Source organism: Pseudomonas sp. SED1, from assembly GCF_034044025.1.
In the GTDB taxonomy this organism is placed as follows: domain Bacteria; phylum Pseudomonadota; class Gammaproteobacteria; order Pseudomonadales; family Pseudomonadaceae; genus Aquipseudomonas.
Map to the genome: position 1 here is coordinate 1 of NZ_JAXCIS010000167.1, position 24,154 is coordinate 24,154.

Below are 24,154 nucleotides of genomic sequence, written 5' to 3' on the forward strand. Positions count from 1 at the left end.
GTGACCCGCTGTAAGAGCGGAACCCTAAGTGGCCGTTACCTAAATAACGGATATGTACTCAACCCCAACCCCCTAGCGAAACCGCGCAATCACCGCCTCCACCACCGGATTCGGCCGCTGGGTATTCCACGCGACAGCCGTAGTCACCACATTGAGTTTCTGACTCAACCCACGAAACACCACATTAGCCGGCGCCAGCTTCTTCAACGACGCCGGCACCAACGCAATCCCCTGCCCATAGCTGACAAACGCGATCTGCGAAGCCACCGACCGCACCTCATGCAGTACCCGAGGCGAAAACCCACTGGCACGACAGGTAGCGATCAAATTGTCGAAATACACCGGACTGACGTTGCGCGAAAACATCACCAACGGCTCGTTAGCCAGACTCGACAAACTGATGCGCGTGCGGCTCGCCAGCGGGTGATCCGCCGGCAACGCCACCACCAGCCGGTCCTCCGTCAATGGCAATGACTGCACCGAAGCCCCAAGGTCGCCATCCAACCGGGCAAACGCCAGGTCGATATCCCCAGCCTCCAGCGCCGGCAACGCCTCGACGCTGTCGATTTCCCGCACCGAAACGGTGAGCTGCGGATAATCAAGCTTCAGTTGCTCAATCAACCCCGGCAGCACATCAAACATCGCCGTGGAGATCGCACCAATGGTCAACATCCCCGACTGCCCCGCCACCGCTTCCTCCACCGCGAGTTCCAGACGCTCCAACTGCTCGGCGAACTTGCGCACCGCCGGCAGGATCGCCGCGCCCACCGGAGTGAGTTTTGCGCCGCGTCGGGAGCGGTCGAACAGCTTGACCTTGAGCGCCTGTTCCAGCACCTGGATCTGCTCGCTCAGCGGTGGCTGGGACATGCCAAGGCGCTTCGCCGCACGGCCGAAGTTCTGCTCTTCAGCTACCGCAAGGAACAACCAGAGGTGGCGAATCAGGCGAAAATTGATCATGGTTTTATCCATAGGTTAAGCGTATGCAAGGCTTCTGAACTTCGTAATATACCTATCATAGCCACTCACTGACACTGGCCGCCTCCGTCACCCGAGACTTGCCCATGACCCCTGACCGTTTGCTCGATCGCCTGGCCGCACTGGACACCAACACCGTGTCCGACGCCCTCGACTTCCTCGGCCTGCCCGGCGCCACCGTGGGCCTGCGCCCGCTGTGGAACTGCCCGAAGATCGTTGGCCGCGCCAGTACCGTGCTGCTCGGCCCCAAGTCCGACATCGCCCCCACCGTGCACTTGATCACGCCGGTGATCGAACAGGTCGAAACCCGCGACCGGGTGCTGGTGATTGCCGGCGGTATCGAGGGCATTTCCTGCTGGGGCGACATCATCGCCAACGCCGCAGCGCGCAAACACATACGCGGCACGGTGATTGATGGTTTCAGCCGCGATATCGACGGCAGCGAAGCCATCGGCTATCCGGTGTACGGGAGGGGCGTGACCATGATCAGCGCGCGCAACCGCGTGGTGCAGCTCGACGCCGGCGTGACGCTCAACGTTGCTGGCGTGAGCGTCAGCGAGGACGACTACGTGATCGCCGATACCTGCGGCACGGTGTTCGTGCCCCAGGCGGTGATCGAAAACGTCCTGGACCTGGGCGAGCGCATCGCCCGCCGCCAGGACGGCATGGTGCAGGCGGTGCGCAGCGGGCGTTCGGTGGTCGAGGTGATGCACGACGCACAGTTTGAGGCGATCACCCGATGAGCGCCGATATCCAGCGGCTGAACCCGCGCCTGGCCAGCGCACAACCGTCCGCCACCTATCGCATCATGGACCGCGTCGCCGAACGCCGGGCACAAGGCGCGCAGGTTATTTCGCTGTGTGCCGGCGAGCCGGATTTCGACACCCCGGCGCATATCCGCGAGGCTGCGATCCAGGCCATCGAAACCGGGCATACCCGCTACACTCAGGTGGCCGGTGCGCGGGCCCTACGGGAGGCGGTGGCAGCGAAGTTCCGGCGCGAAAACGGCCTGGACGTGTCCTGGCAGGACACCCTCGTGTGCAACGGCGGCAAGCAGGTGATCTATAACGCCCTGGCGGCCACCCTCAATGAAGGCGACGAGGTGATCGTGCCCGCACCGTACTGGGTCAGTTACCCGGAGATGGTGCAACTGTGCGGCGGCAAAGCGCGCATCGTCACTTGCGATGCCGACAGTGGGTTCAAGCTGACACCCGAGGCCCTGGCCGCTGCAATCACCCCGCAAACACGCTGGCTGATCCTCAATTCACCGTCCAATCCCACCGGCGCGGTGTACAGCGAGGGCGAGCTACGGGCGCTGGCCGAAGTGCTGTTGGCCCACCCGCAGGTGCTGATCCTGGCCGACGACATCTACGAGCACCTGATCTTCGACGGCCAGGTGTTCCATACCCTGGCCCAGGTTGAACCCCGGCTGGCACCGCGTACATTGACCATGAACGGCGTGTCCAAGGCCTACGCCATGACCGGCTGGCGCATCGGTTTCGCCACCGGCCCACGCTGGTTGTTGGAGGCCATGGAAAAGCTGCAAGGCCAGCAAACCTCTGGCGCCTGCTCGGTCTCGCAACAAGCGGCACTTGCCGCGCTGGAAGGCCCCAAGGATTTTATCCGCAACAGTCGCGTGGTGTTCCAGGCGCGCCGGGACTTGATGGTGAAGTTGCTGAATGACACGCCAGGCCTGACGTGCATCAGCCCCGCCGGTGCGTTCTATGCGTTCGCCTCCTGCACGGCGCTGATCGGGCGTACCTCGGCGGGCGGCCGGGTACTGCACAGCGATGAAGATGTCGCCCTGGCGCTGCTGGATGAGGCCAATGTGGCCGTGGTCCACGGCAGCGCCTTTGGCCTGGGGCCTTACATCCGCATTGCCTATGCCCTGGATGATGCGTCGTTGCGCCAGGCGTGCGAGGCAATCCGCGGCTTCTGCAGCCACCTGCTGACCGAAGAAAAAAAGTGATGAATTCACATAGATAAATATCGCTAATGGTGGCGTTCGGCCCTTCTTAAGATTGGGGCCGAACAGGACAACACTCACAACAACAAGGTCCGCCCTCATGTCTATGCCTGAAGTCATAAAACCCGCTGTGCGCAGCCAATACCGCTGGGTGGTTGCGGCGCTGATTTTCCTGATCTACACCGTGGCCGCCGCCGACCGGGCCAACCTCGGTGTGGCGCTGCCGTTTATTCGCCAGGAATTTGAAATGAGCAATGCCCAGGCCGGCGGCCTGGTCAGCCTGTTCCTGCTGGCTTACGCCCTGGCACAACTGCCGTCGGGCTTTGCCTTCGGGCGCTTTGGCGTCAGCCGGATCCTGCCGGGGGCCATGGTGCTGACCTCCCTGTTGACCGGGCTGGTGGGCACCGCCAGCTCACTGCTGGCGCTGAAACTCTATCGCCTGGGCCTGGGCATCGCCGAAGGCCCGCTGCCCATCAGCATGACCACCACCATCAACAACTGGTTTCCGGCACGGGAAAAGGGTACGGCGTCGGGGATCTTCCTCTCGGCCGTGAAGTTCGGGCCGGTGATCGTGCCGCCGCTGTGTGCCGTGATCATTTCGGTATGGGGCTGGCGCGAGATTTTCTACTTCTTTGCGATCCCGGGCATCGTGCTGGCGGTAGTCTGGTACTTCCTGGTCACTGACCATCCGTCCCGCAGCCGCTTCGTCAACCCGGCCGAACTGCAGTACATCGTCGAGGACACGGCAATCAGCCAGACCGCCCGCTTACACAAGACGCCGGCCTGGGTTGAGAAGCTCGACCGGGTGATCCGCACCCGCGATGAAACACCCCTGGAAACCAACCGCCAGGTGTTCAAGTCGTGGAACATCTGGGGTTGCGCCACCAGCTACTGCTTCCAGCTCGGCGTCTCCAGCGTGTTGCTGGCGTGGATTCCAACCTACCTGATGACCGTCAAGCAGTTCTCGATCATGAACATGGGCCTGGTCTCGGCAGCGCCCTGGGTGGGCGCGGTGCTGGGCAACCTGCTGGGTGGTTTCTGCTCGGACCGCCTGATGGGCGGGCGCCGCAAGCCGGGCATGTTGCTGTCGGCGGTCGGCACCTCGCTGATGATGTACCTGCTGATCAACTCACCGGCCGAGCCCCTGCCCTACGGCTTGCTGCTGATGCTGACCGGCGTGGTGCTGAGCCTCGGCTTCTCGTCCTACATGGTCTACCCGATGGGCCTGACCACCAAGAAGACCTTCCCGATCTCCAACGCCATCGTGAACATGATCGGCCAGTTGGGCGCCGCCGCCACGCCCTTCATCACCGGCCTGCTGCTGGACAACTACGGCTGGAACTACGTGTTCGCCTGGCTGGCGATCGGCTCGTTCATCAGCTTCATCATTTTGCTGACCATTGCCGAGCCCCGCCCGGCCTCCAGCCAACCGACCTGATTTGTCACCCCACGAGGAGTTACCCATGTCGCCCCAAGACCAAGAATTGGTTGCCCTGTTTGCAGGCCTGGACACCCCGGGCGTGTCCGATGCCCTGGACAAACTCGGCCTGCCCGGCCAGTGCCTGGGAATCATGCCCCTGGACAACTATCGCCAGGTGGTGGTCGGCCCGGCCTTCACCGTGCGCTACGTCAGCGCCAGCACCCCGCCGGGCACCGTAGGCGACTTTATCGATGACGTGGCCGAAGGCGATGTGGTGGTGATCGACAATGACGGGCGCACCGACTGCACGGTGTGGGGCGACATCATGACCCAGTACGCCGGCAGCCAGCGGATCGCCGCGACGGTGATTGATGGCGTGTGCCGCGACGTCAGCAAGGCCCTGGGCGACGGTTACCCGCTGTTCACCAAGGGCCGGTTCATGCGCACCGGCAAGGACCGGGTTGAAGTGGAAGCGGTAAACCAGCCGGTGTCCGTCGGCCAGGCCCGGGTGTGCGCCCGGGACATCGTGATCGCCGACGCCAACGGCGTGGTGATCGTGCCGCGTGAGCGGGCCCATGAAGTGGCAGCCTGTGCGCGCTCGATTGAAGCGGTGGAAGCACGTATCCGGGGATTGCTCGATGAAGGCAAATCATTGAGGGAAGCGCGGGCAGTGCTGGGTTATCACACCCTGCAACGCAAGGGCTGAGACGCACCGGGCCGCTCCGCTGATCCAACAGATTTGCGCAGCGGCCCCTGCATTCCTCACACTACCCGCCCTCACCGCCTTCCCCGGAATGTGAAAAATGTCCGACCTGTTGCTCAAGCCTGCCCTGCCCGGCATTGCGTTGAGACGATGGCGTCTGCTGCACCGCGTCAAACAGACTCACGCCGCCGAGTTGTTCCACGTCACCCAGTCGACGATTTCCCGCTGGGAAAGTGGCGTGCAGGCCATGGAGCCTGCGGCGCACCGACAACTTGAACAGTTGCTGGCCGCACGCCTGAAAGCCGCCGCCGATCAGGCCCTCGCCCGGCTGGTCAAGGAAAGTCCGCGCCCGATGCACCTGATATGTGACCTGACCCATCGTCTGCTGGCTTGCTCGGCCTCCCGTGCCGCCGAGTTCAGCAGCCCGTTGGCGGACCTTCTGGGGCATTCACTGTGGCGCTTCGTGACGCCGGAAATACTGCGCATGGAGTCCGCGCTGGATGACTCGGGCTGGCGCGACAGCCTCGCCCCGCCGGCCCTGGAGTTCATCACCGGCACCAACGACTCCACGGTTGTACCGATCCGCCAGAGCCTGTGCCGCTGGACCCGCATCCCCCTGAGCGATGGCACCGCCGCGCGGCTGGTCGAGACGCTCTAACTCCCCGGCGCATATTTTATGCGTGGACGCTTCGCACCACCGCGCCTAGTCTTGAATCCTTAACCGCGACCCTGCCGGGGCAGATTCATGGACATCGAAAAACTCAAGGGCCGCCTCGACTTCCTGCGCGAAGCGGAAAAACTCAAGGACGTGCTCAGAAGCGCGCATACCTCTTCCGGCCGCACCGAAAGCACCGCGGAACACAGCTGGCGCCTGTGCCTGATGGCAATTACCTTCGGGGATGAGCTGGCCGGCCTCGACCTGCTGAAAATTCTCAAGATGTGCGTAGTCCACGACCTGGGAGAGGCCATCCACGGCGACATCCCGGCGGTCAACCAGGCGCAGTTCCCCAACAAGAGCCAGCAAGAACACGACGACCTGCTGCTGTTGACCCGGGCACTGGATGAACCGCTGCGAGCCGACATTCTGGCCCTGTGGGACGACTACGAAAACGCCCGGTCTGCCGAGGCCAAGGCAGTCAAGGCCCTGGACAAGCTGGAGACCCTGCTGCAACACAACCAGGGCCTGAACCCGCCCGACTTCGACTACGCCTTCAATCTGGCCTACGGCAAGAAACACACCAGCGCCGAGCCGATTTTCCAGACGCTGCGCGAGATCATCGACCAGGACACAGAAGCAAAAATCCAGACTCTCAACCGGTAGCGCGAACTAGTTCGCCGGCCGCAACAGTTGCATCTGCTGGCGATAGTCATCCGTCACCTGCCGCGACTGGCTGCTGCTGGTAATCACCCTCGGCGTGATCAGCACGATCAGTTCGGTGCGATCCTTGGACTTGCTGGTGTTGCCAAACAACCAGCGCAGCCCCGGGATTTTCCCCAGGTACGGCACCGCACTGACGCTCTCGGCGTTGTCCTGTTTGATCAGCCCGCCGAGCAATACGGTCTGGCCGCTTTGCACCGCCACCTGGGTGGACACCGAGCGTGTGGAGATGCGCGGGTTGTTGGGCGTGTCACTGCTGTTGGTGGTCTGGTTCTCGGCATCGCTGACCTGTTGCTGGATGTCCATGTACACCAGGCCGCCCGGGTTGATGCGCGGCACCACGTCGAGAATGACCCCGGTTTGCACGTATTCGACGCTGCTCAAAGTGGTGTCGGAATTGCCGGTGTTGACGGTGGTCTGGCTGATGGGGATGTTGTCGCCCACCTGGATCTGCGCCGGCTGGTTGTTCATCACCACCAGCGACGGCGCCGACAGCACCTGGGTGCGGCCGTTGGTTTCCAGGGCATGCAAGGCCACTTGCAGGTTGGAGCTGACGAAGGAATAGAACAGCGAATCCGCGCCCAATCCCGCCCCGCCACCGCCCAGCGCGCCCTGGCTGCCAGGAGTATTGGCCACCGTGGTGCTGGTGGAATTGCCCGCCAGGCGGCCCAGGTACCATTGCACCCCGAGGTCCAGTTCGCCGGTGAGTTTGACTTCGAGGATGCGCGTCTCGATCTGCACTTGCAGCGGCGGGTTGTCGAGGCGCTTGATCGCCGATTCGATCTCCTTCCACTGCACCGGTCGGGTGCGTACCAGCAGTTGGTTACTGCTTTTTTGCGCGGTGATCCGGGTACCGGCGTCGAGGCTTTTGGCGGCAGTACCGTCGGCGGCGCCCTGCTCTGCGCTTTCACTGTCTTCGTTGGCGCTCGGGGCCTGATCCTCGTCGTCGCCGCCGGCCTGGTTGTTGTTGCTGAGGCCCGCGTTATTGCCGTTGTTGTTCAGGCCACCCGAGGTGCCGCCGCTGGTGTTGAGTGAGGACAAGGTCGCGGTGCGCAAACCCGGCGCTACCTTGGCCGGCGTATCGTCCTTGATCGCGCCGCTGCCGTAGATCTGCCGCAAGTACTTGGCGAGGTCTGTGGCCTTCATGTTGCGCACGTCATAGACGTACATCTGCGGCTCGTTGCCGCCGCCTTCGTCGATCGTATGAATCCAGTCGCCGACTTCGCTGAGGTACTGCGGTTGGGACGAGATCGCCACCACCGAATTGGTCCGCTCAATCGGCAGGAACCGCACCATGCCCGCCAGAGGCATGCCGCTGTCAGGGCCGAACATCTTTTGCAGCTCGGGCATCAACTCGGCCACCGAGGCCCGCTGCAAGCCGAATACCCCGACCGACATGCCTTTGAGCCAATCGACGTCAAAGGTGTCGATGGTGTCCTGGTAGTTGGCCAGTTCATCCGGCGTACCGGCCAGGCTCAGTACATTGCGCGCCGGGTCCACCAGCAGGAACGCGTTTTCCCGGGCGAACGGCTTGAGCAGTTTCTGCATTTCCGTGGCCGAGATATAGCGCAGCGGAAACAGCCGCGCCGAGAGCCCGCTGGAGGGTTGCGACACGCTCATTTCCGGCACCAGCTTACCCGCCACCGCCTGGTTGGCGGGCAGGATCACGTAGCGCTGGCCCTGGCGAATCATTGCGTTATCGGTCCAGGACAGCAGGGTTTCAAGGATCGACAACGCCTGTTTCTTGTTCACCGGCTTTGAGGTGGAAAAGCTTACGTTGCCTTTCACCCCCTGGGCGATGCTGTAGTTCTCGTGCAACAGGTCGCCCATGACGCTGTTGATCACCGCTTCAATCGGCTGGTCGGCGAAGTTGAACACGATGTCGCCACTGGCTTCATCCTTGACCGCCGGCGCCGGTGCGGGCTGACGCACGAACTGCTGGTTGCCGCGAATCAACTGGCGCTGGGGCGGCGTGGGCGCCTGGGGTTGGCGACTTTCAGCCGCAGGCGACTCGCTGGCCGGGTCCACGGCGGGCCGTTGCGAACCGGTGCCCTGCATCGCCTCGTGGAGCAAGGCATCGTCCGGGTCGAGGTGATCGGGGAATGACCCACAGCCGCCCAGGGCGACGGCGGTGGCCAGGCAAAACACGGTGGTGCGCAAGGCGCGAGGGGAAGTATCGATCAAGGGGCGGGCTCGTGAGGAAGGGAAATCGGGGGTGTGGTGGACGGCGGCGGCAAACGCAGGACGCTGAGGCTCAGGGTTTGCGTGCGGCCGTCCAGCACAAAACGGGCGTGCAGCGGTGTCAGGTGTTCCAGGCGCCAGCCGTTGGGCAGGGTCTGGCCTTGGTGGACCTTGAGTGGCGGGCCGTCTGCGGGTTTGAGCAGCGCGACGCGAAGGTCGCCGTCGAGCAGCACGCCGGTCAGCTTCAGGCTCGACAGGCTGGAGATCTCGGCCTGGCCCACGGCGGCATCGGGGCTACGGTCGGGGCTGAACAGCGGCGCCTGCCAGGTGCCGGCGAGGCTTTCCAGGGTCGCACTTGGGGCCACATGAACCTTGGCCGAAGCATTGGCGCGCGTAGCGGAGGCTGGCTCATCCAGCCACTGGGGCGCATCGCCGATGCTGCTCAAGATGCCCACCATCAGCAGGCCCAGCAGCCCGGCTACACCGAGCAATCCCCACTCCAGAGGGCGCAATGAATTGATCATCGGCGGGCCTGCTTGGCCGCTGCCGGTTGCAGATAACCGCGCACCAACAGGTGCACCACCAGCTTTCCGGCACCGCCGCTGGCGGGGGCATTAGGGGCCCGGCGGATGCTCATTTCATCCACGAACAGGAACGGTCGCTGGTACTCCAGTTCATGCAGGATCGCGGTCAGGGGCTCGATGGCGCAGTTGAGGGTCAGGCTGACTTTCACCTGGCGATAGGGCTCGGTGTCGTCCTGCTCCGGAGTGATGGGCATGCGCTGGGTCAGGCTGCAACCGCCGCCGAAGCTGGCGCGGCTGCTGATCAGGTCGGCGATGCGTTGCATCAGGTCGGCCGCCACGGCGCTGGGGTCATCTCCCGGCAACAGGCTGGTGCTGCTGGCCGGGTCCTGGCGGGCTTGCTCCAGTTGCTCGCGCAAGGCGGCGCCCTGGTGCAACAGGCCGGCATAGCGTTGCTGTTGTTCGCGCAGCTGTTCTGCTTGCTCGCCCATGTCGCGCAATGGCCCGGCGAACCAGCTGTCGATCAGCAGCCAGTAACCGCCGCCCAGCACCAGCGCGAGGATCAGCAAGGCCGCGCCGCGACGTTCACGGGGTGTCAGTGGTCGGCGCATCGGCGGCCTCCTGGTGCAAGTGGGCGCGCAGGGAAAACTGATCCTTGCCGGTTTGCGCATCGGGCTGGATCACCCCTTCGAACTGGGCGTTTTCCAGGCTGTGGCAGGCCTTGATCCGGGTGATCAAGGCGCTGGCCTTGGCGCTCTGCCCGGAAAAGGAAACGTCGGCGCCGTCATTGACCTCCAACTGGTCGATCCAGGTGTCGGCGGGCAGGCACGCGGTCAGCTCATTCAGCAGCGCGGCCAGTGGCGGTTGTGCCGATTTGCGGCGGATCAGGTACTGCGCGGCGCCACGGGTGTTGAGCAGTTGTTGGCGCAGGCTCTGGATCTCGGCAACCTGGGCTTTTTGCTGCTGCACCTGCGCATGCATCACGTCGAGCACCCGCTGCCGGTCGTTGAGCCACAGCAGCATCGCCGCAATCAGCAAGGCACCGCACAGCCACGGCAGGCTGCGTTGCAAACCCTTCCCGGCCGGACGCTGGCGCGGACGCAATGGCGCCGGCAGCAGGTCGATACCCATCAGCCCGACCCCGTCGGCCACATCCACGGCATGGGGCTGCAAGCCAAGGGCCGCGCATTCATCAAGCATCGGGTCAAGGCGCTCGCGCAGGATCGCCACCAGTGTCACCTGCAAGTGCGTGGGTGTACGGCGCTCCTGGCGCACGACGAAGTACAGCTGGGCGGCATCGAACGGGGTAAAACGGTCCAGCTCATAACCCACCACCGTCGCCAGGTTACGCGCGGCGGCCGGGGGCAATTGCACGGTTTGCACCAGCACCGCCGAGGGTGGCAGTACCAGCACCCCACGCGCCTCGCCGGTGAGCTGTTCCACGGGCGCCGTCAACGGCCAGCGGTAGACATGCTCGGGGATGTCATGCAGCGACAACCAGTCCGGCAGGCAGCCATGCAGCTCCTTGAGCCACAGCTGCCAGCCCAATTGCAGCACACTGCCGCGCCAGCGCTGGGCGAAAGGTGCCACCAGCACTTGCAGCCGTGCGGATAAGTGTTCGTTCATTCTTGCCAACGTAGGACTCGATAGGGTTGTGCGCTGCCTTGCGCGGAGCTCAATAACACCGTGGCTTGCAACCGGGCGTGATAGCCGCCGGGACGTTGTGCGCGACTGTCGATCACCAGCACATCACCGGGGTCGGCGCCCGTCGCGCTCTGCCGGGGCAGGTTCAACGCCTGACGCATCAATGGGCTGGCGAAAGCAGGATCGGGCCGGTCCAGGCCACTCCACAAGCTGATTTCCGGGACCAGCCGGCTGTACAGCGCCTGGATCATGCCGGGCAATTGCCGCAGTTCTTCCACCACACGGAACGGCGGCAGGCCTTCGTTGCGCCGTACCTCCAGGTCACTGGCGAGCCGGCTGGCCTGGGCCTGGGTGGCGCCGCAAGCCAGGGCCAGGCGGGCAAAGTCGGCCGCCTCGGCGCTGTTCAAATACAGCTTGCCGCGCTCGCTGTGCAGGCTCACGAGCAGCTGTGCGTCATCAAACACCAAGGGCATTTCGCGGCCGTCGGCAATCCATTGTTTGCGCTGCAACGGGTCTGCCAGAGCCTGCATGGCCAACGCCACGCCCGCCTCCGCCGCCAGCAACGCCTGGGTGTGCTGGCGATGCCACAGGGCCTGGCGGCTTTCCAGTTGCACCCAACCGGCCAGGCCGCCCAGCAGCAGGCTGAGCAATGCCAGCACCCACAGCACCAGCAGCAGTGCAACGCCGCGCTGACGCTTCATTGGTCTGATGCTCCGCTGGACAGGTTCAGGCGCAGGGCAACCACTTGGGTCACCCACGGCACCGGCCCGTTGACGCGCGCCGCAATGCGCACTGCATAAGGCAAGCGTTTGGTCCACGGCCAGTCACTGATCCAGCCGGTGGCCTGGCCCTTGGGCGACACGCCGCGATAGCTGAATTGCAGATCCTCGACGTTCTTCAGCAACACCTGCGGCTCGCTGCGGGTGGCCGGCACACTCACTTGGGCACTGGACTCAAACCGCGCGAACGCCACTTGCAAATCGCGCTGCTCCTCGGGCCCGGTTAACTGCAAAGTGAAGCGCTGGATACCGCCACCGAGCACACCGGGCAAGGTCGCGACGAATTGCAGGCGTTGGGCGGATCCGGCAAAAAAACCGTTGGTTTGGCTGTCGTCCTCAGTCACGTCCAGCGGCAGCGCCTCGCTGATAGAGGTGCGCAAAAACTGTTGTGCGGCGCGCATTTCATCGAGGCTGACCGTGTAGCGCTGGGCCTTGAGCACCGCGCGGTTGGCACCCAGCAACGCGCCGCCCACCAGCGTCAGCAACACACCCAGCAAACTGAGCACGATCATGATTTCCAGTAAGGTAAAGCCCTGTTGACGCTGATTCACGGGCCAGCCCTGTCGGTGACAGCGCGCAATTTCAAGGTGCTGAAATGGGCCTGGCGCCGGGCCTCACTGACGGTAAGGTCAAGGCGAAACAACCGCGGCTGGCCGATACGGGTGGGCTGCTGGGCAATGGTCAATTGCCAATCGATGCCGTCGCCCAGGCTGCCCTGGCGAGTGCCGCTTGCCAGCGGGCCGGATCCTTCCTGGTCCATCACGCTCAAGGCGGCATGGGTCAGGCGGTCGCTGTGGGCGACCTGCAACAACGAGCGCGCGCTCTGCCCGAAAGCGACCAGCAACACCGTGCTGCAAATGGCCATGAGGGTCAGTGCAGCAAGCATTTCCAGCAAGGTGAAACCCGACTGGCGATTCATGGCAACGCCTTGGACTGCACGCTGCCAGTCAGCCAGCCAATATCGATGCGCCAACGCCGCGAGCCATTGGCCAACAACAGGTTGCCGCCGGTGGAACTGCCGTCAGGGTAAAACTCCACCGCAGAGCCTGCTTGCTCGGCGGTGTGCAGGGTCACTTGCAGGTCGGCCGGCCAGTGCCTGAGCGGTCGCCCCGGCGCCTGGAAACTCAGTTGGGCCAGGTCGAATACGGTCCTGGCCGAGGTGCCGCTGACAATCGCCCGCGCCCGCGTGCTGCGCAGGGCATCGACCATCTGCCCAACCGCCTGACGCTCTTTGGCAACCCGCAGGCCTTGTTGCAGGCCAAATCCCACCAACCCGGCCGCGATGCTGATCAACACAATGACCACCAGCATCTCCAGCAGGGTAAAGCCGCGTTGGAGGGCCTGCATTATTCCCAGTTGCCCAAGTCAGCGCTGTAGCCTTCGCCGCCGGGCTGGCCGTCTTGACCGTAGAAAATCAGGTCGAAGGCCCCATGTTCACCGGGGAAACGATAGCCGAAGGCATGGCCGAACGGGTCCTTGAGGTCTGAGGGCTTGGCGTACGGCCCGGCCCAACCGGCGGCGTTGCCGGATTTCTCGACCAGTTGCTGCAAACTCTTGGGCGGCGACCCCACATCCAGGCCGTAGCTCTCGATCTTCATGCTCAGGCTGGCCAGTTGCGCCTTGCCTGCGCCGTATTTGCCCTTGTCGACGTTGCCACCTACCTGGCGCACCACGATGGTGGCGACGATCCCCAGCAACACGATCACCGCGAGCATTTCCAGTAAGGTGAAACCGCCTTGGCGGCGGGCGGGTTTGAAACGGGTATGGCGCATCGGCTTGCTTCCTCGGGTTTTCATATATTGCTGGTCAGGCTCATCAGCGGCAGCATGATCGCCAGCATGATCACCGCCACCAGCACCGCCATGACCACGGTCAGGGACGGCACCAGGGCGGCGAGCAGGCGGTCGATGCCGCGCTTGGCTTCGACGTCGAACACGTCGGCGACCTTGAGCAGCATGCTGTCCAGTTCACCGGCCTGTTCGCCGACTTCAATCATTTGCAGCGCCAGGTCCGGCAGCAGCGGTTGGCTGCCAAACGCACTGGCCAGGGTGCCGCCGCCTTTCACCGACTCGGCGGCCTGGGCCACTTGTGCCTGCAAGGCTCTGTTGGTACAGACCTGGCGAGCGATCACCAGCGCTTGCAGCAACGCCACGCCGTTGCTCAGCAAGGTGCCAAGGGTGCGTGCCAGGCGTGCGGCTTCGACCCGCTGCAACAGCGGGCCTATAACTCGGATACCCAGCACGCGCCGGTCGTACGCTTCACGGTGTCGAGGGTTGCGCAGGCGTGCCGCCAGGCCCCAGACAGTCACGATCAACCCGGCGAGCACCGCCAGGCCATAGGCGCCGAGGAACTGGCCGAGTCCCAGAATCACTTCGGTGATCAGCGGAATCGGCACGCCCAGGTCCTTGAAGATCGGCACGAACTGCGGCACCACGTAGGCCAGCAACAACGCCAGGGAACCGAGCACGCCGACGACCAGAAAGGCGGGATAGATCAACGCGTTGATCACCTCGCCTCTTAATAACTGGCTGCGTTCCAGGTAGTCACTGAGTTGGCGCAGGGTGTTCTCCAGCGCGCCGCCCGCCTCACCGGCGCGGACCATGCTCAGGTACAGCGGCGAGAATTGGCTGCCCTCCTCCTCCAGCGCTGCCGACAAGGGTTTACCGGCCTTGACGTGCTCGCGGATGCGCTCGATCAACGCGCGGGTTTGCGGCTGGCCGGGTTGCTTGAGCAGGATGCCCAGCGAGCGTTCCAGCGGCTGGCCCGCGCCGAGCAGCGTGGCCAATTGCTGGGTAAAACTGACCAGCGCCGCGCCATTCAAATGGCCGCGCCCGAAAGCGTTGCGCAGCCCCTGAGCGCTGGCGGGATCAATCTGCAACAACAGCAGCCCACGCTTGTGCAGCGCGGCGACGGCGGCGGCCTGGTCCTTGGCTTCGAGGGTGCCGTTCTGCGCGGTGCCCTGGCTGTCGAGGGCGCGGTATTTGAACAGGCTCACGCGCCCTCTCCACGGGTGACGCGCAGCACTTCTTCAAGGGACGTGACACCCGCCACGGCTTGGCGCAGACCCTCTTCATGCAGGGTACGCAGGCCACCGCGGCGGGCAGCTTGTTCAAGGGTCGCGGCATCCGCCTGGCGCATCAACAAACTGCGCAGTTCGTCATTCATCACCAGCAATTCGGTGATTGCACTGCGGCCGTGGTAACCGCCGCCGGGGGCGTTGGCGCGAGGCCGGTAAAGCAGGATCGGGCGCTGGTCGGTGAAGCGGTCGAGGCCGTGTTCCTCGATCAGTTCCGGCGGGGCTTCGAACGCCTCGCGGGTCGCCGGGTCGAGGCGGCGCACCAGGCGTTGCGCGAGGATGCCGTTGACGGTCGAGGCGATCAGGTAGCTCTCTACGCCCATGTCCAGCAGGCGCGTGATACTCGCCGCCGCGCTGTTGGTGTGCAGGGTCGAGAGCACCAGGTGGCCGGTCAAGGACGACTGGATGGCGATGCGGCAGGTTTCGAGGTCGCGGATTTCACCGATCATGATCACGTCCGGGTCCTGGCGCACGATGGAGCGCAGCGCCCCGGCGAAGTCCAGCCCGATGGCCGGCTTGACCTGGATCTGGTTGATGCCTTCCAGTTGGTATTCCACCGGGTCTTCGACGGTGATGATCTTGCGCTCGGCGGTATTAAGCCGCGACAGCGCGGTATAGAGCGTGGTGGTTTTACCCGACCCGGTGGGCCCGGTGACCAGCAGGATGCCGTGAGGCCGCTCGAGCACCTCCAGAAAGGTTTCCAGGCGCTGGCCATCAAAACCCAGGCTCTGGAAATCGAACTGGACGGTCTGGCGGTCCAGCAGGCGCATCACCACCGACTCACCAAAACTGGTGGGCACCGTGGACACCCGCAGGTCCAGTTCCTTGCCCTGAATGCGCAACATGATCCGACCGTCCTGCGGCAGGCGGCGCTCGGCAATGTCGAGGCGCGCCATGATCTTGACCCGGGAAATCACCGCCGCCGAAGAACTCGACGGTGGTGCTTCGGCTTCATGCAGCACACCGTCGATGCGGTAGCGCACCTTGAGCTGGTTTTCGAAGGGTTCGATATGGATGTCCGAAGCACGGTGCTCCACGGCCCGTTGCAGGATCAGGTTGACCAGGCGAATCACCGGCGCCTCGGAGGCCATGTCCTTGAGGTGTTCGATGTCTTCCAGGGCGCCGCCCTGCTCGTCGAGGTTTTCGATCAGGGTGCCCATGGCCGAACGGCCCTGGCCGTAGTAGCGCTCGATCAGGGTTTCGACTTCGTTGCGCGGCCCGACCGCCAACCACACCGGCACGCCGCACGCATACGCCAGGGCCTGGAACGGATACAGCAGCGCCGGGTTGGCCGCCAGCACACGCAAGCCGCCGTGGCTCCAGCCCACCGGCACCACCTGGTAATGACGCATGAAGCGTTCGGTCAGCGCCGGCAGCGGATCGAGCACGGGCGGTGCGGCGTCCGCCAGCAGCAACGGAGCGCCAAGCAAATCGGCCCAGGCCCGCGCCAGCTCCACTTCGGAAACCAGCCCCAGACGCGTCAGCAGGCCGAGCAGTTCAGGGTCGTCGGACTCCTGAGATAACCGTCGGGCGCGTTCCAGGTCGACGGTTTTCAAACCGGCCTGCTGCATCAGCCATGCGCACACCTGTTCGGTATCCGGAATCTGCATTCGGCAAGCATCGATGGGCGTGGACGGCATGGGCTGGGGCATCTGCGAAATCTGAGGGGCTATTTAAAAAACCTGTTGCCGTGGCGCCTGCTGGTAAGGCGCCCGGAAACAGGTGCATCCAACCTTAGTTGGAAGTTTTTGGCGCAGTCGCCTGGCTGTTACTCAGCGGGCGACCGCCCTTGGTGGTTTCGGCCTTCTGCTTCTTCGCCGCCTTGGCATCGTGGGCCTGGGTGATCACCGTGGAATCGGCGGCACCGGACTTCGCGTCAGCGTCCGTCGACTCGACGGCCATTGCCGCACCACTTAGTGCAACGCCCAGTACAACACCGGCACTCAACAGGGAAATCTTCATCAACTTTCTCCAGATAAAAAACAATCAATCGCCCAGGCACGGTCCTGACAAGGTCAAGACCCTACACCAAAGCATTTTGTATTACAGCCCATTTGGATTATGGCCATTTAGAACTACTGGCGAACGCCACTAGTTAGCCATGACTGCGCATATTTCCTTAAACCAATCGACTAGTAGGTTTAATCTAAGTTCATAAACGTAAGAAAATATTTCTTATTTTACGCAGATATTAGCTTTCGTTTGACATTTTACGGCAAGAATTGACTTAATTACGGCGTTTTAGCGGTTCAAAATGCCATCTCGTGATATCGCATAGACACTACTCAAAACAATAACTAGTTCAATTATTACACTTTTAAAACTGCGGAATCCGCCCCGTAATCGCAATTAGCCATCGGCAAAAAGTTGCGACAAAGGTGAACTATTGCCCGTAAAAAAGTGACGAGCGTGCACAACGAAATGCACTTCTCGGCACCCAGCTATCAATAATCAGTTGTCGGAGAGTCCCATGAGTAAACGCAAAATGATCGGTGCGCAGTCGGCATTCGCCCTGCTGGCGCTCGCTGTGTCCCAGGTGCATGCGGCCACCAGCCCCGCCCTCGATGAAGCGCGGGTAAACCGTGCCGAAAAGGCCGCAAACAAGACCCTGGCCAAGATGACCCTGGAAGAAAAACTCGCCTATATCGGCGGCACCGGTGGTTGGGACGTCAAGCCGCTGACTCAGTATGGCGTGCCGCAGATTCATGGCGCCGACGGTGGCGTGGGTGTGCGCTACACCAGCGAAGGCAACGACCAGGGCGTGGTGTACCCCTCCGGCCCGAACCTGGCGGCCAGCTGGAACCCGCGCCGCGCCATCGACCTGGGCCGTGCCCTGGGTTACGACACCGCAAGCGGCGGTTATCAATTCGTCACCGGGCCCGGGGTGAACCTGTACCGCATGCCTTACAGCGGCCGGGCGTTTGAGTACCTGTCCGGTGAAGACCCATTCCTTGGCGCCAGCCTGGGGCCGGCGGTGATCAATGGTATCCAGTCACGCGGGGTATGGGCCAACGCCAAACATTTCGCCGCCAACGACCAGGAAAGCAACCGCTTTCACCTCGACGAGACCATCAGCGAACGGGTGCTGCGGGAAATGACCCTGCCGCCCTTCGAATCCGCCTCGAAGAACAGCAAAGTGGCGATGATGATGTGTTCGTTCCAGAAGGTGAACGGTGAGTTCGCCTGCGAGAACAAGCACCTGATGCACGACATCCTGAAGACCGAATGGGGCTATCCGGGCTTTGTGCAGAGTGACTACAACGCTGTGGTCAACGGCTTGCCGGCGGCACAGGCGGGTACCGATCTGGACATGATGGGCTACCAGATGAACAGCACTGTACTCAAGCCGTTCCTCGACAGTGGCGAACTCGCCGGCGCGACCATCGATGACAAGGTGCGGCGCATCCTCAAGCAGATCTACCTGTACAAATTCGACAGCAAGGCGCCGCTGACCACCCATAACATGAACAGCGCAACCAGCAACCGCGTGGCGTTGAATGCGGCCCGCGAAGGCATCGTGCTGCTGAAAAACCAGGACAGCCTGCTGCCCCTGGACGCGAAGAAGGTCAAGCGCATCGCCGTGGTCGGCAACCTGGCCAAATACGCACCGCCCACCGGATTCGGCAGCGCCAATGTGATGGCCGCCAACTACATCAGTGAACTGAGTGGCCTGCAGCAACTGGCGCCGAACGCCAAGGTCGAGTTCATCGACGGGCTGTCCCTGGACCAGACGACGTCCAACTGGACCCACACCGACAACGACGGCAATAGCGTCAAGGGCTTGAAGACCGAATTCTTCAGCAATGCCAACTGGTCCGGCGACCCGGCTGCCACCCGCACCGACAACCATGTCGACCTCGACTGGTCCACCGACAGTCTGCCGGTGAATGGCGACACCGCCGCCACGTCGATCCGCTACAGCGGCCAGATCACCCCGACCGTCAGCGGCGAACAGGTGTTCAAGGTGCGCGCCGACGGTGCCGTGCGCCTGTACGTCAATGGCCAGAAAGTGCTCGACAATGGCGACGGCAACCCACTGCCCAACAACAGCATCCCGCCGACGATTCCGGTGTTCGCCAAGGTCAATCTTGAAGCCGGCAAGGCCGTGGACATCAAGCTTGAGTACTCGCGCCGCAAAGGCTACCTCTCGACCATGGGCGGCCTGGTGGGCGTGCAAATGAGCTGGGCCTCGCTGGTGGCGCCCAAGGACCTGGCCCAGTACGACGCGGTGCTGGTGGCGGCAGGCAACAGCAATGAGTACGAAGGTGAAGGCTTCGACCACAGCTTCGATTTGCCGGAGTACCAGAACCTGCTGATCCAGAGCATTGCCAAGGTCAACCCGAACACCGTGGTCACCCTGCACGGTGGCACCGGGCTGAAGATGAGCGACTGGATCGACCAGGTGCCGGCGGCGCTGCATGCGTTCTACCCGGGGCAGAACGGCGGCCAGGCCCTGGCGGAGATTTTGCTGGGCAAGGTCAATCCATCGGCCAAGCTGCCCATCAGCATCGAGCGCAATATCGAAGACAACCCGATCTACGCGACTTTCCCGAAATTCGACAATCAGGAAACCCTCACGCAGATGAGCTACAAGGACGACCTGTTCCTGGGTTATCGCGGCTACGAGAAAAAAGGCATCAAGCCGCTCTACCCGTTCGGCTACGGCCTGTCGTACACCACCTTCGGCTACAGCAACATCAGCGTGACACCCGGTGTCGCGGTGGCGGGCGCGCCGATCAAGGTATCGTTCGACCTGAGCAACACCGGCAAGGTGGCGGGCGCTGAAGTCGCCGAGCTGTATGTGGGCCAGAACCACCCGAAAGTCGAACGGGCACTGAAGGAACTCAAGGGCTACAAGAAGGTGTTCCTCAAGCCCGGCGAGAGCAAGCGCGTGACCATCGAACTCAACGACCGCTCACTGGCGTACTTCGATGTGGCGAGCAAGCAATGGGTGGTGGACGCCGACAGCTTCAACCTGTCGGTCGGCGCCTCGTCCCAGGACATTCGCCTGAACGCCAAGCTGGTCAACCCGTTCCGCCAGGAACTGTCGACCACCACCAGCAACCCGCTGCCACGCTCGGCGCTCAACTCCACGCTGCGTGAGCTGCCAACGGTCAAGACCGGTGGTGTGCTGCATCAGAACCAGGGTGACTCCGGCACCAGCGACGGTGACGGCTACGACACCTCGGATGACAGCAGCCAGGGCAGTGCTGTGGGTAACTGATAAAAACCTGTAGGAGCGAGCTTGCTCGCGAAAAACGCAAAGACACCGCGTTAATCCAGGATGCCCGCGTTATCGTTGACGTCCTTCGCGAGCAAGCTCGCTCCTACATTATTTACGCGCGTATGGCCGCATCGACCCGCGCGATGTAGGTATCGAAACGCGCCACCAGGTCCACCTGATCGGGAAAGCGCAGCCACTGGATCTGCAAGCCGTCCATCATGGCCAGGATCTCTTCCACCAGCCCGGCGATGTCCACATCGGCGCGCACCTCGCCCATGGCCACAAGGTCTGCAAACTGCCCGTGCATGCGCCGATGAATGCCCGCATAGCGCTCCTGAAACCAACCCCAGGCCGGATGGGTGTCCAGCAGGCTTTCCGCATTCAGAATCGTAAAAGCCCGCACCACCCCCGGCGCTGTCGCGTTGGAGCGGTTGATCGCCCGCAGGCTGCCGAGCAACCCGGACAATGACTTCTCGGCCCGAACCTCATCGGCAATCCGCTGATTGACCTCGTCCCGGCGTTGCAGCACGCCCATCAACAACGAAATCTTGCTGGGAAAGTGATGCAGCAGGCCGGCCACCGAGATGCCGACGATCGCCGCCACCTGCGCCATCGAGGCGCCGCTGTAGCCTTCCATGGAAAACACCTGTAAAGCAGCGTCCAACAGTTCTTCCCGGCGCTTTTCGCCTTTGGGCGCACGGCGGGTTCTGGGCGCGGTAGCGGGTTGTGGCTCGGTCATTGGCAGGTCCTTTTGGCAGGCCTGCACCGTATCCAAAATGGCCAGGCGCCGCAAATAAACCTCAGCCGCTCTCGCGCTCGATCAAGCGGCATTCCAGCAGGTTCAAGCGCTGCACCTCGTCCTCAACCGGCAACACGCCCAGGCTTTCCAGCACCCGCGTCGCCGCCAGCACCCCAATCTCCAGGGCGGGCGGCTTGATGGTGCTGAGACTCGGCAGAAGCATTTCGGCAAACGGGTAATCACCAAAGCCGAGCACCGCACAATCCTCGGGGATTTTCAGCCCCGCCCGTTGCCCCGCCAGCAAGCCACCGGCGGCGAGGTTGTCATTGGCGAAGATGATTGCGTCGGGCGGTGTGGCGGCGCTCATCAACACGTGCATGGCTTGCTTGCCCGCCTCAAAGGGCGCGCGGTCGGCGTCCGGGGCGAACACCCAGGGCTGCATGCCCAGCTCAAGCAGGGTTGCGCTATAGCCATCCCGGCGTTCCAGTGCACTGAAGTCCCCTGGCGCGCTGTTCTGCACGAACGCGATGCGCCGATACCCCTTGCCATGCAGGTAGCGCGCGGCCGTCACGCCCACCTCGTAATGGGAGAAGCCAATCTGCAACGGCTCCCGCTCGGGTTGGTAATCCCAGGTTTCGACCACCGGAATATCCGCCTCGGCGATCATCTTCTCGGTGCCCGCGCTGTGGAAGCGGCTGGTGAGCACCAATGCCGCCGGGGACCAGCCGAGGAACGCGCGTACTGCGTTTTCTTCCTGCTCGGCGCTGAAGTAACTGGACGCCAGCAGCAACTGGTAGCCGTGGCGGCTGAGGGTGTCGCTGAAGCCCTGGATGGTATTGGCGAAGATCGGCCCGGAGATGTTCGGAATCACCATGGCGACGATCCGGCCTCGTGCCGACGCCAGCCCACCCGCTACCAGATTGGGCACGTATCCCAGCTCGGCGACCACCGCGGCGATGCGTTCGCGGCGTTCGGGCGAGACCTGCTCCGGCTGGTTGAAATAGCGCGACACGGTAATCGCTGAAACACCGGCCTGGCGTGCCACGGTGTTCAAGGTGACGCGGCCGGCGCCACGGCGTTTCCGGGGTTTGTCTTCGCTCAAGGGAGGATCCTGTTAAAAACCTAAAAGAATATAAAACTAATTTTTTAGTATTTGACGCTCTATGTCACACCTACCAATAATGCCGATGTTAGCGCTACCAAAGCGTTTTGTCTGCTACTCGCTCGAGCGAATGCCCAAGACAGATTCAACGGCGCTGTCGTCGCAGAACGGCAGCGGTTCAGGGCACATTTCGAGCGGTCAGAGCATGCACACACAGCCGGGGCAACCTCAAAAACTTTCGCAATCCATACGCGCCGCCACCGGGCGCCGCGCCCATCTGGGCTGGTTACTCGCCGGGCTCGCCGCCCTGCCCGTTCCCGCTGCATTCGCCGCCGACGAGCAGGAACCCACCCTAAAGCCGGTGACGGTCACCGCCACCCGCCGCGAAGAGTCGCTGCAAAAAGTCCCGGTGGCGGTTTCGGTACTCGATGGCGAACAACTGGAGCGTGACAATCGCAACGGCGTGGCCAGTATCGTGCAGCAAGTACCCTCGCTGAATTTTCGTACCGGCGCGTCGAACAAGGACACCTCGCTGTTCGTACGGGGCGTTGGCACGATTTCCACTTCGCCCGGGGTCGAACCCACCGTGGCGACGGTGATTGACGGCGTGGTATACGCCCGCCCCGGCCAGGCCACCCTCGACCTGCTGGACCTGGAACGCGTCGAAGTGCTGCGCGGGCCCCAGGGCACGCTGTTCGGCAAGAACGCCTCGGCCGGTGTGCTGAATATCACCAGCAAGGCGCCGACGGCCGAGACCCACGGCTACATCGACCAGTCCTACTTCAGCGGCAATGAAAGCCGCACCCGCTTCGGCCTGGGCGGCAGCCTGATTCCCGGCACACTGAAGGGCTCCATCAGCGGCCTGTTCGGCAGTTACGACGGCAACGTCGACAACAAGCACAATGGCCAGGAAGTGAACGGCTACAACCACCTGGGCGTGCGCGGCAAATTGGAGTTCACCCCCAACGACGACGTGAAACTGACCCTGATTGCCGACTACATGCAGTCCCACGACGACGCGCCGAATGGCGTGGTGAGCCAATCCCTGACCCCGGCGTTCGCCAATGCGTTGAACCCGGTGCGCGGCTCCAGCGACAACCGCGACATCAACACCGACACCCGCAGCCACGTGGAGGACACCAACAAAGGCCTGTCTGCCCAACTGGACTGGAACCTCGGCGACTACACCCTGACCTCAATCACCGCCTGGCGCGGCTGGGACAACACCCAGTACCAGGACGGCGACCGCCTGGGCACCGTGACCGCCGCGTTCCCCGGCACCGCCGACAAAGGACAACTGGCGTTCGACCAATACTCCCAGGAGCTGCGTCTGGCCTCGCCCAAAGGCGAATTCCTCGAATACGTCGGCGGCCTGTTCTACATGCACGGCAAGGATCAGGAAACCTACCAGCGCACCCTGACCACCACCACACGCACCGACCGCGGCATCGCCGACTACGGCACCACCAGCGACAGCTACGCGGTGTTCGGCGAGACCACGCTTAATTTCACCTCGGCCTTTCGTGGCATCGCCGGCCTGCGCTATACCCACGACGACCTGGAATACGATCACCGCCGTGTCTCCACCTCGGCCACCACGGTCAGCGGCATTCAACCGGCCACCAGCAGTTCCGGCTCGGTGGACGAAGACGGCTGGTCCGGCCGGCTGGGGGTGCAATACGACCTGAGCGACACCGTCACCAGCTACCTGACCTACTCGCGCGGCTACAAGGGCCCGGCCTACAACGTGTTCTTCAACATGCAGCCACGGGACACCGACGCGCTGAAACCGGAGACCTCCAACACCTGGGAAGTCGGGATCAAGGCCACCAGCTGGAACAATCGCCTGACCACCAACCTGGCGATCTTCCACAGCGACTACGACAACTACCAGGCGAACTTCTTCGACACCGTCGCCGGGCAAGTGGTGACGCGCCTGATCAACGCCGGCAGCGTCAGCACCGAAGGCGTCGAACTCGACTACGCCCTGCAGGCCACCCAACAACTCAAACTTTCCGGCGCGCTGGCCTACACCCGGGCCCGCATCGATGAGTTCGCCTGCCCGCCTGGCGCGGCGGCGTCCTGCAACGTCAACGGCAAGCCGCTGCCCTTCAGCCCGGACTGGAAAAGCTACGTGCGCGCCGACTACAGCATCCCGCTGGATAACGGCCTGGATATCGAACTGGGTACCGACTACAGCTGGCAGAGCGAAGTGCAGTACGACATCAGCCAGAACGTCGACACCAAGCAAGGCGCCTACGGTATCTGGAACGCCAGCGTCGCCCTGGCCGACTACAGCGACGGCTGGCGCGTGGCCCCGCTGGCGAAGAACCTCACCGACAAGTCCTATTCACCGCTGCTGGCCAGTGGCGGCAGCTACATCTACCGCGCCGTGCCCCGTGACGATGAACGTTACTTCGGCGTGCAACTGCGCAAGGATTTCTAA

At 63.2% G+C, this 24,154-nt stretch carries 23 protein-coding genes; 8 read left to right on the forward strand and 15 right to left on the reverse strand.

Features of this window, described 5'->3' with window-relative positions; genetic code table 11:
* Positions 1 to 72 precede the first annotated feature (72 nt).
* Positions 73 to 957 carry a LysR family transcriptional regulator gene (locus SNL23_RS21115; protein ID WP_076016066.1) on the reverse strand — a complete coding sequence of 295 codons (885 nt, stop codon included), beginning with the start codon at positions 955 to 957 and terminating at the stop codon, positions 73 to 75.
* Positions 958 to 1,061: 104 nt separating this feature from the next.
* Here SNL23_RS21115 and SNL23_RS21120 point away from each other — a divergent pair, with 104 nt between their 5' ends.
* From SNL23_RS21120 to SNL23_RS21145, 6 genes are all read left to right on the forward strand, one after another.
* A complete protein-coding gene (locus tag SNL23_RS21120) occupies positions 1,062 to 1,718 on the forward strand; it encodes an RraA family protein (protein WP_076016065.1) in 657 nt (218 codons plus the stop codon).
* On the forward strand, positions 1,715 to 2,944 hold the full coding sequence (locus tag SNL23_RS21125; RefSeq protein ID WP_318303381.1) for a pyridoxal phosphate-dependent aminotransferase: 1,230 nt from the start codon (positions 1,715 to 1,717) through the stop codon (positions 2,942 to 2,944). The genes SNL23_RS21120 and SNL23_RS21125 overlap by 4 nt, the downstream gene beginning before the upstream one ends.
* Before the next feature lie 97 nt (positions 2,945 to 3,041).
* Complete coding sequence (locus SNL23_RS21130; RefSeq protein ID WP_256670826.1) at positions 3,042 to 4,379, forward strand: MFS transporter; 1,338 nt, start codon at positions 3,042 to 3,044, stop codon at positions 4,377 to 4,379.
* Between the two features lie 25 nt (positions 4,380 to 4,404).
* Positions 4,405 to 5,067 carry an RraA family protein gene (locus SNL23_RS21135; RefSeq protein ID WP_318303382.1) on the forward strand — a complete coding sequence of 221 codons (663 nt, stop codon included), beginning with the start codon at positions 4,405 to 4,407 and terminating at the stop codon, positions 5,065 to 5,067.
* A gap of 97 nt (positions 5,068 to 5,164) precedes the next feature.
* A complete protein-coding gene (locus tag SNL23_RS21140; protein WP_318303384.1) occupies positions 5,165 to 5,722 on the forward strand; it encodes a helix-turn-helix domain-containing protein in 558 nt (185 codons plus the stop codon).
* An 87-nt stretch (positions 5,723 to 5,809) separates the two neighbouring features.
* On the forward strand, positions 5,810 to 6,385 hold the full coding sequence (locus SNL23_RS21145) for an HD domain-containing protein (protein WP_318303385.1): 576 nt from the start codon (positions 5,810 to 5,812) through the stop codon (positions 6,383 to 6,385).
* Between the two features lie 6 nt (positions 6,386 to 6,391).
* Here the strand turns inward: SNL23_RS21145 and gspD are convergent, their stop codons facing one another.
* From gspD to SNL23_RS21205, 12 genes are all read right to left on the reverse strand, one after another.
* Complete coding sequence (gene gspD, locus SNL23_RS21150) at positions 6,392 to 8,626, reverse strand: type II secretion system secretin GspD (protein WP_318303387.1); 2,235 nt, start codon at positions 8,624 to 8,626, stop codon at positions 6,392 to 6,394.
* Positions 8,623 to 9,147: a hypothetical protein gene (locus SNL23_RS21155; RefSeq protein WP_318303388.1), complete on the reverse strand. Its 525-nt coding sequence runs from the start codon at positions 9,145 to 9,147 to the stop codon at positions 8,623 to 8,625. The genes gspD and SNL23_RS21155 overlap by 4 nt, the downstream gene beginning before the upstream one ends.
* Entirely contained in the window at positions 9,144 to 9,755 is a 612-nt protein-coding gene (gene gspM / locus SNL23_RS21160; RefSeq protein ID WP_318303390.1) for a type II secretion system protein GspM, read from the reverse strand. The genes SNL23_RS21155 and gspM overlap by 4 nt, the downstream gene beginning before the upstream one ends.
* A complete protein-coding gene (locus SNL23_RS21165; protein ID WP_318303392.1) occupies positions 9,730 to 10,770 on the reverse strand; it encodes a type II secretion system protein GspL in 1,041 nt (346 codons plus the stop codon). The genes gspM and SNL23_RS21165 overlap by 26 nt, the downstream gene beginning before the upstream one ends.
* Entirely contained in the window at positions 10,767 to 11,489 is a 723-nt protein-coding gene (locus SNL23_RS21170) for a type II secretion system minor pseudopilin GspK (protein WP_318303394.1), read from the reverse strand. The genes SNL23_RS21165 and SNL23_RS21170 overlap by 4 nt, the downstream gene beginning before the upstream one ends.
* Positions 11,486 to 12,118, reverse strand: coding sequence for a prepilin-type N-terminal cleavage/methylation domain-containing protein (locus SNL23_RS21175; protein WP_076016055.1), 633 nt, complete (start codon positions 12,116 to 12,118; stop codon positions 11,486 to 11,488). The genes SNL23_RS21170 and SNL23_RS21175 overlap by 4 nt, the downstream gene beginning before the upstream one ends.
* A complete protein-coding gene (locus SNL23_RS21180; RefSeq protein WP_167663820.1) occupies positions 12,115 to 12,486 on the reverse strand; it encodes a prepilin-type N-terminal cleavage/methylation domain-containing protein in 372 nt (123 codons plus the stop codon). Before SNL23_RS21180 ends, SNL23_RS21175 begins: the two co-directional genes overlap by 4 nt.
* Entirely contained in the window at positions 12,483 to 12,914 is a 432-nt protein-coding gene (locus SNL23_RS21185) for a type II secretion system protein (protein WP_318303397.1), read from the reverse strand. The genes SNL23_RS21180 and SNL23_RS21185 overlap by 4 nt, the downstream gene beginning before the upstream one ends.
* Positions 12,914 to 13,339: a type II secretion system major pseudopilin GspG gene (gspG, locus tag SNL23_RS21190; RefSeq protein ID WP_076016052.1), complete on the reverse strand. Its 426-nt coding sequence runs from the start codon at positions 13,337 to 13,339 to the stop codon at positions 12,914 to 12,916. Before gspG ends, SNL23_RS21185 begins: the two co-directional genes overlap by 1 nt.
* Positions 13,340 to 13,359: 20 nt before the next feature.
* A complete protein-coding gene (gene gspF / locus SNL23_RS21195; RefSeq protein ID WP_318303398.1) occupies positions 13,360 to 14,562 on the reverse strand; it encodes a type II secretion system inner membrane protein GspF in 1,203 nt (400 codons plus the stop codon).
* On the reverse strand, positions 14,559 to 16,283 hold the full coding sequence (gene gspE, locus SNL23_RS21200; protein ID WP_318303416.1) for a type II secretion system ATPase GspE: 1,725 nt from the start codon (positions 16,281 to 16,283) through the stop codon (positions 14,559 to 14,561). The genes gspF and gspE overlap by 4 nt, the downstream gene beginning before the upstream one ends.
* 94 nt (positions 16,284 to 16,377) lie before the next feature.
* Positions 16,378 to 16,605, reverse strand: a complete 228-nt coding sequence (locus SNL23_RS21205) for a hypothetical protein (protein WP_076016050.1) — start codon at positions 16,603 to 16,605, stop codon at positions 16,378 to 16,380.
* 508 nt (positions 16,606 to 17,113) lie between these two features.
* Between SNL23_RS21205 and SNL23_RS21210 the strand changes: the two genes are divergently transcribed.
* A complete protein-coding gene (locus SNL23_RS21210) occupies positions 17,114 to 19,867 on the forward strand; it encodes a beta-glucosidase (RefSeq protein WP_318303400.1) in 2,754 nt (917 codons plus the stop codon).
* Between the two features lie 112 nt (positions 19,868 to 19,979).
* Here SNL23_RS21210 and SNL23_RS21215 read toward each other — a convergent pair whose 3' ends face one another.
* Positions 19,980 to 20,606 carry a TetR/AcrR family transcriptional regulator gene (locus SNL23_RS21215; protein WP_076016076.1) on the reverse strand — a complete coding sequence of 209 codons (627 nt, stop codon included), beginning with the start codon at positions 20,604 to 20,606 and terminating at the stop codon, positions 19,980 to 19,982.
* A 61-nt stretch (positions 20,607 to 20,667) separates the two neighbouring features.
* Positions 20,668 to 21,708, reverse strand: a complete 1,041-nt coding sequence (locus SNL23_RS21220) for a LacI family DNA-binding transcriptional regulator (RefSeq protein WP_318303402.1) — start codon at positions 21,706 to 21,708, stop codon at positions 20,668 to 20,670.
* Positions 21,709 to 21,913: 205 nt separating this feature from the next.
* Here SNL23_RS21220 and SNL23_RS21225 point away from each other — a divergent pair, with 205 nt between their 5' ends.
* A complete protein-coding gene (locus SNL23_RS21225) occupies positions 21,914 to 24,154 on the forward strand; it encodes a TonB-dependent receptor (RefSeq protein ID WP_318303404.1) in 2,241 nt (746 codons plus the stop codon).